The 12,173-nt window shown below is 40.0% G+C and carries 9 protein-coding genes and 1 other annotated feature; of the genes, 6 read left to right on the forward strand and 3 right to left on the reverse strand.

Annotated elements, in window-relative coordinates:
• Positions 1-347: 347 nt before the first annotated feature.
• The 3 genes from PSF09_RS20225 (at position 348) to PSF09_RS20235 (ending at position 4,462) form a co-directional block, all read left to right on the forward strand.
• On the forward strand, positions 348-1,442 hold the full coding sequence (locus PSF09_RS20225) for a 3-deoxy-7-phosphoheptulonate synthase (RefSeq protein ID WP_272684408.1): 1,095 nt from the start codon (positions 348-350) through the stop codon (positions 1,440-1,442).
• Between the two features lie 13 nt (positions 1,443-1,455).
• On the forward strand, positions 1,456-2,577 hold the full coding sequence (gene tyrA, locus PSF09_RS20230) for a bifunctional chorismate mutase/prephenate dehydrogenase (protein WP_272684409.1): 1,122 nt from the start codon (positions 1,456-1,458) through the stop codon (positions 2,575-2,577).
• A gap of 316 nt (positions 2,578-2,893) precedes the next feature.
• Positions 2,894-4,462: a methyl-accepting chemotaxis protein gene (locus PSF09_RS20235; protein ID WP_272684410.1), complete on the forward strand. Its 1,569-nt coding sequence runs from the start codon at positions 2,894-2,896 to the stop codon at positions 4,460-4,462.
• Between the two features lie 50 nt (positions 4,463-4,512).
• Here the strand turns inward: PSF09_RS20235 and pheA are convergent, their stop codons facing one another.
• From pheA to bamD, 3 genes are all read right to left on the reverse strand, one after another.
• Positions 4,513-5,685 (reverse strand): bifunctional chorismate mutase/prephenate dehydratase, encoded by a 1,173-nt coding sequence (pheA, locus tag PSF09_RS20240; protein ID WP_198641897.1) that lies wholly within the window; start codon positions 5,683-5,685, stop codon positions 4,513-4,515.
• 26 nt (positions 5,686-5,711) lie between these two features.
• Positions 5,712-5,832, reverse strand: a sequence feature (Phe leader region).
• A gap of 139 nt (positions 5,833-5,971) precedes the next feature.
• On the reverse strand, positions 5,972-6,304 hold the full coding sequence (gene raiA / locus PSF09_RS20245) for a ribosome-associated translation inhibitor RaiA (protein WP_004913987.1): 333 nt from the start codon (positions 6,302-6,304) through the stop codon (positions 5,972-5,974).
• Positions 6,305-6,753: 449 nt separating this feature from the next.
• Entirely contained in the window at positions 6,754-7,485 is a 732-nt protein-coding gene (bamD, locus tag PSF09_RS20250) for an outer membrane protein assembly factor BamD (protein WP_004913985.1), read from the reverse strand.
• Positions 7,486-7,622: 137 nt separating this feature from the next.
• Here bamD and rluD point away from each other — a divergent pair, with 137 nt between their 5' ends.
• The 3 genes from rluD (at position 7,623) to clpB (ending at position 12,031) form a co-directional block, all read left to right on the forward strand.
• Positions 7,623-8,600: a 23S rRNA pseudouridine(1911/1915/1917) synthase RluD gene (gene rluD / locus PSF09_RS20255; RefSeq protein WP_004913983.1), complete on the forward strand. Its 978-nt coding sequence runs from the start codon at positions 7,623-7,625 to the stop codon at positions 8,598-8,600.
• Positions 8,600-9,334, forward strand: coding sequence for a purine nucleoside phosphorylase YfiH (gene yfiH / locus PSF09_RS20260; protein WP_272666586.1), 735 nt, complete (start codon positions 8,600-8,602; stop codon positions 9,332-9,334). The genes rluD and yfiH overlap by 1 nt, the downstream gene beginning before the upstream one ends.
• A 123-nt stretch (positions 9,335-9,457) precedes the next feature.
• Positions 9,458-12,031 carry an ATP-dependent chaperone ClpB gene (gene clpB / locus PSF09_RS20265; protein ID WP_004913979.1) on the forward strand — a complete coding sequence of 858 codons (2,574 nt, stop codon included), beginning with the start codon at positions 9,458-9,460 and terminating at the stop codon, positions 12,029-12,031.
• The last annotated feature ends 142 nt before the right edge of the window (positions 12,032-12,173 follow it).

The raw sequence follows: 12,173 nt of genomic DNA on the forward strand, positions 1-12,173 counted from the left end.
CACTAGTCACATACTTGTGTATGCTCCTAGCGTCTCATTCCTTTGCCGCCTTGCTACAACTCGAACTATTTAGAATATAGCTGAGAGATTAATCTCTTAATCTGTAAATAAATATTTACTAAAAATTGGTATTGAACTCTAATTTAAATATTGGAAATGTTAACTTTATGTGAAATCGCATATTTATCAATTTATTATCACAATGTAAATTTTACTTTACGCATATGGAAATAATTTACACAAATGGATTGAATTGTTTACGATGCATGGTATGTTATTACCCATACACTCAAACACAATACGTAAATAATAAACTAAGCAAATATAAGCTAATAAGTAGGTAAAAAATGATCATGCAAAAAGATGTACTCAACAATGTGAATATTCAAGACGAGCAGGTATTAATCACTCCTGAGAGTCTGAAAGAGAAATATCCGCTGAGTCGCAGCAACCTGCATGCCATTGCGACATCGCGCCAAGTGATTGCTGACATTATTCATCAACGCGACCCTCGCTTACTCGTGGTATGTGGTCCTTGCTCAATCCATGATGTGGATGCTGCTATTGAATATGGTGAGCGTCTGAAAGTATTAGCCGAAGAATTAAGTGATAGCTTATATATTGTGATGCGTGTGTATTTTGAAAAACCTCGTACAACCGTGGGTTGGAAAGGTTTGATTAGTGATCCATTTATGGATGGCTCTTTTGAAATGGAAAAAGGTCTGCATATCGCTCGTGACTTGCTGACTAATTTAGTGAATATGGGGCTACCATTAGCGACAGAAGCACTGGACCCTAACAATCCTCAATACTTAGGGGATCTATTTAGTTGGTCTGCCATTGGTGCAAGAACTACTGAGTCACAAACACACCGCGAAATGGCTTCTGGTTTATCTATGCCTGTTGGTTTTAAAAATGGAACGGACGGAAGTTTATCTACAGCAATTAATGCATTAAAAGCTGCTGCGATGCCACACCGTTTTATGGGGATTAATCAATCTGGCCAAGTTTGTTTATTACATACTAAAGGTAATAGTAACGGCCATGTCATTTTACGTGGTGGAAAAACACCTAACTACAACGCTGAAGACATAGCGGCTTGTGAATCTGAAATGAAAAAAGCAGGTTTAGAGCCATCACTTATGGTGGATTGTAGCCATGGAAACTCAAATAAAGATTACCGCCGTCAGCCATTAGTTGTTGATTCTATTATTGAACAAATTATTAATGGTAATGAATCAATTACAGGTATTATGCTAGAAAGCCATATTAATGAAGGGAATCAAACGTCTGAACAAGCCCGTGACTTAATGAAATACGGTGTTTCAGTAACTGATGCCTGCATTAACTGGCAAACGACGGAAACGGTATTGCGTAAATTGCATCAGGCATTATTACCTATGCTTGAACAACGTGCGCAAAAATTGAGTAAAGTGAGCTGATCAAGGTATTGGTATGTCTGTTGAGTTATCCCATTTACGGGAACAAATTGATGAAGTTGATAAATCGTTACTCGATTTATTAGCAAAAAGGCTGCAACTGGTTGCTGAAGTTGGTGAAGTGAAAAGCTTACATGGCTTACCGATTTATGTGCCTGAGCGTGAAACCAGTATGTTGGCAGCACGTCGCGCCGAAGCTGAGCGTATGGGCATCCCACCTGATCTGATCGAGGATATTCTAAGGCGGATTATGCGTGAATCTTATGCTCGTGAAAATGATAAAGGGTTCAAAACATTGAACCCATCAGCTGGCCCAATTGTGATTGTAGGCGGTGATGGGAAAATGGGGCGGTTATTTCATCGTCTCCTTAGCTTATCAGGTTACCAAGTCAAAACATTGAATGAAGGTGATTGGTCGCAAGCAGAATCTATTATTGCTGGAGCAAGTGTGGTGATCATCAGTGTGCCTATTCATTCAACGGTACAAGTGATCAACCAACTGCCTAAGTTGGATAAAAGCACGATCTTGATGGATATCGCGTCAATTAAGCAACAGCCATTAGAAGCGATGTTAGCGGCGCATGATGGGCCCGTACTTGGACTTCACCCGATGTTTGGCCCTGATGTTGGTAGCGTTGCAAAGCAAGTATTTGCTTATTGTCATGGCCGTAGCTCGGAGTCTTATCAGTGGTTCCTTGAACAGCTATTAGTTTGGGGAGCTCGCTTGAAAGAAATATCAGCTGAAGAGCATGATAAAAATATGAGCTTTATTCAGGCATTACGGCACTTTACAACATTTACCTATGGACGAAATCTTGCTGAGGAAAATATCGATTTACAGCAACTGCTTGATTTATCATCGCCTATTTATCGTTTAGAGCTCGCGATGGTTGGGCGGCTGTTTGCTCAAGACCCTCAACTGTATGCAGATATTATTATGTCTTCAAATGAAAATGTTGAACTAATACGTAGGTATCACCAATTGTTAGGCGATTCAATAGCGTTATTGGAGAAACAAGATAAAGCGGAATTTGTTCGCCAATTTAATCAAGTTAGCCAGTGGTTCGGCGAAGATGCCCATCATTTTATGAAAGAAAGCCAATCATTACTGCAACGAGCAAACGATAATCGAAAATAATCATCCCCGCCCTCTATCGTGTTTTATAGCGGTAGGGGGCTTTATTTGGGGCGTTAATTTATCACTGTCTTCCATATTATTCCATTTTAGTTAATTTCACTTGAAATCTTTATTTAAAATAAGTAATTGTACTTATATGTATAATTTCTATCAAATAATATGCTAATTAGCCTAAAATTAAATTTATTCACTATTTAATTTCAAATTAATCAATTTTTAAAATTAATATTTATAAATCGATCGATTTATATGATAAAGATCTTATCTATTTTACCGATAACACTACTCATTAAATGATGGCTAGCGTGGTAAATATATGTTTTTTAAAAATCTCAAAATCAGTATGAAGTTAACGATAGCATTCGGTGGTTTTGTTGCGCTTATTATCTTAAGTTCAATATTTTCTTTAGCGAATATGAATCGAGCTAATGAAGGAATGAAGGAAGTACTTTATGAAAGCTATCCTATTGCTTCGACTGCAGGGCAGATGATGGATAACTTTTATTCTTTTATTGGGATCCAAGAGCTGATTTTACTTGATGACAGAGGTAGTGATAAGCGCCGTGAAGAGCTTGATAAAATTACACTGAAAATAACAGAATTGTTAGAAAAACTAGAAAGCAGTGTCACTGATGATCGCTCTAAAGAAATTTTAGCGGATTTAGGTGTGATCCGCCAACAATTCCATGCATCGCTGGCACGTATGAATGCATTCTTACAACAAAATAATCGCCAAGCCGCTATAGATGAGATGATGACGAAAACTTCGAGTATTCAGCGGGATTATCGAGATCATATTCAAACATTGATGGCAATCCAAGACTTGCAGATGCAAGAGATCGGTCGGAAAGTCAATGCAGACTATGAAAGTAATAAGTTATTACTGGCTGTACTCTCAATCTTGAGTATCGCTGCGGGCTGCATAATGGGGTGGTATATTACGACTATTATTACTAGACCATTGGAAAATGCGGTTAATTTCGCTCAGTCAATTGCAAATGGGGATTTGACTAAAGATATTCAGGTCACCTCAAAAGATGAAACAGGTGTGTTGCTAAATGCACTTAATGATATGAAAGAACACTTGCTGGAAATCGTCCAAGAGGTTCAGCAAGGTTCTGAAAGTATTTCGGCAGCAGCAGGGCAAATTGTTGCAGGGAACCAAAACCTTGCCGCACGTACCGAAGAACAGGCCGCGTCAGTTGAAGAAACGGCTAGTTCAATGGAGCAAATAACTTCAACTGTTCAAAACACGACTGAGCACACTCATGAAGCCAGCATGCTTGCAGACCAAGCAGCGATTATTGTGCAAAATAATGGCGATATGATGAGCCAAGTTACGAACAAAATGCGAGCTATCAATGGTTCGTCATCTCAGATGACAGAAATTATTAACCTAATAGATTCAATTGCATTCCAAACCAATATCTTAGCATTGAATGCATCCGTTGAAGCTGCAAGAGCCGGTGAGCATGGGCGAGGATTTGCTGTTGTTGCTGGAGAAGTGAGATTATTAGCACAGAAAAGTGCAGCTTCAGCGAGTGATATTCGCGGATTGATTGAAAATTCATCGTCACAAACGCAAGAAGGCATGGAACTTGTTGAAAAGGCAACTCAGCAAATACATGGCATGGTGGATAGTGTCAAAGAGATGAATGCGTTACTACGTGAAATTGGGCAAGCTAGCCGCGAGCAAAGCGATGGAATCTCTCAAATCAATAGTGCAGTGGGGCAACTTGATTTAACTACACAACAAAATGCGAGTTTAGTTGAAGAATCTGTTGTTGCTGCGGACTCCTTAAATGAACAAGCATATCATTTGAAGGAGTTAGTGAATTATTTCAGCGTTAAATCGTCGAGTCATCATCCTAAGGCTGCAATATAGTTTCCGTTAAATAGGCTGCACTGATAAAAGTGCAGCCTGATTATATTTTATTAAGGTGTGATTTTTTCAGGTTCAACAGGAACCACATTTTCGGATGGGTAGCAGCCTAATATTTTAATTGACCTAGTAATTGTTGAAAGTTCTCTCAAAGCTTGCTGCATATTATCTGAACGTAAGTTTGCATGAACATCTACATAAAACATCTCTTCCCAAGGCTTACCATTAATTGGCCTCGATTCTAATTTGCTCATAATTATCTTATTATTTTTCAAAATAACTAATGCATCAACTAAGGCACCAGCTTGTTGGCCAGTGGTAAGAAGCAGTGTTGTTTTCGCAGGGACTTGTTCAGTGACTTCAATTGGTTGCGGTGCAACAACAATAAAACGTGTCATATTAATTTGCTGATTAGCGAGATTATGTTCTATTACGCTTAAATTGTATAATGCACCACCGGCTTCACTTCCAAGCGCCGCGACACTTGGTGAGTTTTGGTCTGCGACCATTTGCATTGCAGTTGATGTACTATCACAATATTTTATTTCCCAGTGAGGAAATTGCGCTAAGTATTGGCTACATTGCTGGAAAGGCTGAGGGTGGCTATACACGGTTTTGATCTGGCTGAGATCGGTATTCCCAGTTGTTAAGAGACAATGGTTAATTGGGAGTCGAATCTCTCCAACGATTGATAATGATGTATTTTGCAGTAAATCGTAAACATCATTAATTGCACCCGAACTGGTGTTTTCTATTGGCAAAATGCCATACTCCGCTTGCCCACTTTCAACTAATGAAAAAATATCTTGGAATTTATGGCAACTGCATTCAACCAGTTGGTCAAAATGGCGAGCAGAATATTGGCGTGCAGCAATGTGTGAGTAAGAACCTTTCGGCCCTAAGAATGCGAAACGGGCAGTATCACTCGGGGTTAAATTTAAATGCTTTTGTAAAATCGCCTGTTGTGTAAGAACGGAGTCCTCAATAATCATTTGGAATAGTCGGGTGATATAAAAACCATCAAGCCCTAGCGGTTTACCTTTGTTGATTAAAACATCAAGAAGCTGACGCTCACGGTCTTTATCACGAATAGGGCGGCTATCATCAATTTTTGTTTCAGCGACTTCAACAGCATAACCACGGCGCTTTGCTAAAAGATTTAGTAATTCACTATCCAGTTGACTTATTTTTTCTCTTACTTTCAATAAATTAGTGCTGTTTTCCATGCTGCCCACCCTGTTAATATTATGATATAAAAAAAGCCCCCTAGAGGGGGCTTTCTAATTTTGTCTTCTTTTCTTTCTCGAACGACAAAAGCCCCTAATTAGGAGTTGCTAAAAAAGAAGAAAAAGAAAACAAAATTAAGATTCATATGAATACCTTTAGTAGATTCAATTTAAATAAACCCGATACTCACTAAGAAGTCAATAGCTAAGGATCAGAAACATAAAAAAACGCGCCCATAGTGAGCGCGTTTACAAGGTTCAAGATTAGTTGATAGATAATATAAAATTATAACGTAACAGTATTATTCGCTTCTTTTACACTATTATATGCTCTTCTTGATTCTCCTTTATGTTGCACTTTATTAAGTTGTCTTTCGAGTTTGTTAATTAGTTCATTAATTGCAACGTACATATCTTCATGCTTGGCACTTGCGACCAATTTTCCTGTCGCTGTTTTTATGTTGGCATCAACCATAAAACCTTGTGGCTCTTTTGATAAAACAACATGCGTATTTATCAAGGATGCTTGCCACTTATCGAGTTTTGTTAGACGGCTTTCAATGTGCTCACGAATCGCTGGGGTAATGTCCATTTGTTTGCTAGTAATGTTCACTATCATATAGTTACCTCTCATTGTTTCCGTCTTTGTTGAGTTCAGAATACCCGTTCTTGCTAAGAAAAAATTGATGTAGATCACATCTCATTCAGAGGAAGAGTTGCACTCATCCGAAGTGTGATTTCACGTAAAAAAGGGGCGAAAAAGCATTGCCAAAATGAATTGATTAAGGGAAACTGGCTGAGTTGGCTAACGGAACGGTAATTAGCCGGAGTTTTTTTTGGGTTAAAATTAGCACACTAAATGGGCAAGCAACTAAATCGCCGTTAGTATCAGGCTGCTGCAAACATATTATGTTTGGTGGCAAGCCTAATAAGTTTTGAAAATAAATTAGGAAAATCAATTTATTGATTTTCGGCTGATAACACAAAGCGGGAAAAACCATGCTTTTATCCCGCTTTGTCAACAGCCTCACAGCAGCCAAGGCTGCTGTTTTAGATCTCACGATGATATTATTGTGGGTTTGCAGCAATAATACTCGCAACTTTATTCGCTTCTTGGTTTAGCCCCATCTCATTATAAGCAATTTCCATGTATGCTAAGGCATTACGTGTTGCTTCTGTGTCTGGGTAGTCTTTTAGCATTTGTTGAACACGATTAACAACCGCGACATAAGCACCGCGTTTGTTGTAGTATTCAACAACAGAAAGGTCGAATTTTGCTAAACGGTCTTTTAAGTAAACTAATCGCTTACTCGCATCATTGGAATATAAGCTGTTAGGATAGTAGCGAACTAGCTGACTGAAATCTTTGAATGCAACTCGTGCATGCTGTGGATCTCTGTCTGAGCGGTCAATACCAAAGAGGCCTTGCAATAAGCTATCATCCAGGGCCATCGCGGTTAAGCCTCGCATATAGAGGACATAATCAATATTTGGATGAGTTGGGTTCAAACGCATGAAACGGTCAATCGCGGCTATCGCCATTGGCAGCTCTGCTGATTTATAATATGCATAAATCAGGTCTAATTGAACCTGCTGAGCATATGGACCAAATGGATAACGGTTATCAAGAGCTTCAAATTGTTTAATCGCTGCTTTAAAATTGCCGTCCTGTAGTTTTTGCTGACCTGTTGCATATATTTCAGCAGGGGAGCTATCAGGGCTGACTTCAGGAGTGCTGGAACAGCCGACTAAAATCAGGCTCAACGTGGCTGCAGCCACCAGATTTTTCATACGTATCATCACGTGTAGGTTATCCTCTGAGTGTTTCGAGGGAGTCTATCCATAAGGCTCCCGGCAAAATTCGAGTTACAATAGCATATATTTTAAATGAAACGGCACTGCCGTCAAAACACAAACACCAAAAAGTAGATTAATTTATGGCTCAACAAGTACAACTTAGTGCAACTATCGCTGAATCACAGCTTGGTCAACGTTTAGATCAGGCTTTGGCCGAATTGTTCCCTGATTATTCACGTTCTCGCATAAAAGAATGGATTTTAGCTGATAGAGTGCAGGTTAATGGCAAAGTTATCAATAAGCCAAAAGAAAAAGTTTTCGGCAGTGAACAAATTTTAATCGATGCCCTCATTGAAGAAGATAATCGCTGGGAACCACAAGATATCCCACTTAATGTGATTTATGAAGATGAAGATATCCTAATTATTAATAAACCGCGTGATTTAGTTGTCCACCCCGGGGCAGGAAACCCAGATGGCACAATTCTGAATGCGTTATTATATCGTTATCCTGAAATTGCCGATGTGCCAAGGGCGGGTATTGTTCATCGTTTAGATAAAGACACAACAGGCTTAATGGTTGTCGCAAAAACCGTTCCAGCTCAAACACACCTTGTCGAAGCATTGCAGCGTAGAGAAATTACACGTGAATATGAAGCAGTTGCGGTCGGTCGTATGACTGCGGGTGGCATGGTAGAAGAACCTATCTCTCGCCATCCAACTAAACGAACTCATATGGCTGTACACCCAATGGGCAAACCAGCCATAACGCATTATCGTGTGATGGAACACTTTAGAGCTCATACTCGTTTACGTTTACGTCTGGAAACGGGTAGAACACACCAAATTCGAGTTCATATGGCCCATATCAATCATCCATTAATTGGTGACCCTTTATACGGCGGGCGGCCACGTCCATTAAAAGGGGCGACAGAGGAATTTTTAGAGGTCATGCGTAATTTTGATAGGCAAGCACTGCACGCCACCATGTTGCGTTTATATCACCCAATCTCAGGTATTCAAATGGAGTGGCATGCACCGTTACCTGATGATATGGTTAAGCTTATTGAAGCTCTAAAAGCAGATACTGAACTGCACAAAGATGATATGGACTGGTAATGAATACATTGATTTTCCCTGATTGGCCACAACCTAAAAATATAGCTAGCTGTAGTACAACTCGTACAGGTGGTGTGAGCCAACCACCTTTTGATAGCTTGAATTTAGGTGATCATGTTGGGGATGTTCCCAACGCTGTCAGTGAAAATCGTCAACGCCTTGAGAAACTTGCTCAGCTACCACAACAGCCTGTATGGCTTGAGCAAGTGCATGGTACTGATGTGCTGCATCTTGTCGGGAATAAAATTCACAATAGGCAAGCGGATGCGGTGTATAGCAACCAGGTTGGCCAAGTTTGCGCCATTATGACGGCGGATTGCTTGCCTGTGTTATTTACTAATCAGGCCGGAACGGAAGTTGCCGCAGCCCATGCAGGGTGGCGTGGGTTATGTCATGGAGTCCTTGAAAATACAGTTGCTCAATTTATTAGTCCTGCAAATGAAATTATCGCTTGGCTTGGCCCAGCTATTGGTGCTAAGAAATTTGAAGTCGGCAAGGAAGTCAAAGAGGCTTTTGTTAATCAATCGTCTGATTTAGCCTCTGCTTTTATTCCTTATAATGATAAATATCTAGCTGATATTTATTTATTAGCACGCAAAAAACTACAAGCTGCTGGTGTAACGAAAGTTTATGGCGGTGATTTTTGTACCGTAACAGATGAAAACAGATTTTTTTCCTATCGAAGGGAAGGAAAGACTGGCAGGATGGCTTCATTGATATGGATAAACACCTAGTTTTGGTGTTTTGCTCTAAATTAACGGATATTATGAAAATAATTCCTTGCAAAACTTGAATATTTAAAAACTGACCTCATCTAGTATCCAGTAGCAAATTTAATCTCATTTATTGGAGGTGTTATGCGTCTGGACCGTTTAACTAATAAATTCCAGCAAGCTCTCGCTGACGCCCAATCACTAGCCCTTGGGCGCGAAAACCAGTTTATAGAACCTATACATCTATTAAGTGCCTTGTTTAATCAAGAAGGGGGCACCGTTCGTCCATTGCTGACGACGTTAGGCGTGAATGCCGTACAATTTCAGCAAAAAGTCGAAGATGCATTAGGTCGTTTACCTCAAGTGCAGGGTGTTGCGGGAGATGTTCAACCATCAAGTGACTTAATGCGTCATTTGAATTTATGTGATCAGTTGGCACAAAAGCACGGAGATGAATTTATCTCCTCTGAATTATTTCTTGTCGCCGCTTTAGAAGCCAATACAACATTAGCAGACATGCTCAAAGCAGCAGGTGTTAATAAAGATAATTTAAAAAAGGCAATAGAACAGATGCGTGGTGGAGAAAAAGTGAATGACCAAAGCGCTGAAGATCAGCGCCAAGCTTTGAAAAAATATACGGTTGATTTAACCGAGCGTGCAGAGCAAGGAAAATTAGACCCGGTGATTGGTCGAGATGAAGAAATTCGCCGGACCATTCAAGTATTGCAACGCCGTACTAAAAATAACCCAGTGCTGATTGGTGAGCCAGGTGTTGGTAAAACAGCAATTGTTGAAGGGTTAGCACAACGTATTGTAAATGGTGAAATTCCAGAAGGGTTAAAAAACAAACGTGTATTATCCCTAGATATGGGGGCACTGATTGCAGGTGCGAAATATCGTGGTGAGTTTGAGGAGCGTCTGAAAGCCGTTCTAAATGACCTCGCCAAACAGGAAGGTAACGTCATTCTATTTATTGACGAGCTACATACTATGGTTGGTGCAGGTAAAGCCGATGGCGCGATGGATGCGGGTAACATGTTAAAACCTGCGTTGGCTCGTGGTGAATTACACTGTGTTGGTGCAACCACATTGGATGAGTATCGACAATACATTGAGAAAGACCCAGCTTTAGAACGTCGTTTCCAAAAAGTGTATGTCGCAGAGCCATCCGTTGAAGACACAATTGCTATTTTACGTGGCTTAAAAGAACGTTATGAATTGCATCACCATGTGCAAATAACTGACCCGGCGATTGTGGCGGCGGCAACGTTATCACATCGGTATATTACTGACCGTATGTTACCCGATAAAGCGATTGATTTAATTGATGAAGCGGGTGCTAGTTTACGTATGCAAATGGATTCGAAACCTGAATCCTTAGATAGGCTGGAACGCCGTATTATTCAGCTCAAACTTGAACAGCAAGCGCTGAAAAAAGAATCGGATGACGCAAGTAAAAAACGTCTTGAGATGTTAGAAGAAGAGCTAGCAGAGAAAGAGCGTGAATATTCTGCGTTAGAAGAAGAATGGAAAGCTGAAAAAGCATCATTAACGGGTACTCAGCATATTAAAGCTGAACTTGAAAACACACGTATCGAGATGGAAAAAGCACGCCGTATGGGTGATTTGGCAAAAATGTCTGAATTGCAATACGGTAAAATTCCTGAATTGGAAAAGCAGCTTGAAGCGGCAACGAAAGCTGAAGGTAAAAGCATGAAACTGTTACGTAACAAGGTAACAGATGTTGAAATTGCTGAAATCTTAGCGCGTTGGACTGGCATTCCTGTGTCTCGAATGCTAGAAAGCGAAAGAGAGAAACTGTTACGTATGGAACAGCAACTCCATCAGCGTGTTATTGGACAAGATGAAGCTGTAGTTGCAGTATCGAATGCAATTCGTCGTAGTCGTGCAGGGTTATCAGACCCGAACCGACCAATTGGCTCATTTATGTTCTTAGGGCCAACAGGGGTAGGTAAAACTGAGTTATGTAAAGCGTTAGCAAACTTTATGTTTGATAGCGATGATGCAATGGTTCGTATCGATATGTCTGAATTTATGGAAAAACATGCGGTATCACGTTTAGTGGGGGCACCTCCAGGATATGTCGGTTATGAAGAAGGTGGGTATTTAACTGAAGCAGTTCGACGTCGTCCTTATTCAGTCATTTTATTGGATGAAGTTGAGAAAGCACACCCTGATGTTTTCAACATTTTATTACAAGTGCTTGATGATGGACGTTTAACGGATGGGCAAGGTAGAACGGTAGACTTCCGTAATACAGTAATCATCATGACATCCAACTTGGGTTCTGACTTAATCCAAGAAAGGTTTGGCATGATTGGTTACTCAGAAATGAAAGATATGGTAATGGAAGTGGTGTCCCATAGTTTCAGGCCTGAATTTATTAACCGTATAGATGAAGTCGTTGTATTCCATCCATTAGGTAAAGAGCAAATTACGAATATTGCCAATATTCAATTGGCTCGTTTATATAAACGCCTTGAAGAGCACGGTTATGAAGTCAGTGCAACACCAGCGGCACTTGAGAAAATTGGGGAGGCTGGTTTTGACCCAATCTTCGGAGCAAGGCCGTTGAAACGTGCAATTCAGCAGGAAATTGAAAACCCTCTGGCACAAGAAATCTTGTCAGGTAAGTTATTGCCAGGTAAACCTGTCATTTTAGATGTAGAAAATGACGAAATCGTTGCTAAACAGTAATTGATGTTATTGTGAAATCAAAAGGTGGCTAATAATAGCCACCTTTTTTATATCAAATTACGTATAAAACCACTTTTTTTGTTTGAGAATCGGGCGTAAAGTATAAAATATCACCACTTGAAAATTATTTTCAAAAAAACAC

Origin of the sequence: Providencia sp. PROV141 (genome assembly GCF_028481645.1) — a bacterium.
GTDB lineage: Bacteria > Pseudomonadota > Gammaproteobacteria > Enterobacterales > Enterobacteriaceae > Providencia > Providencia rettgeri.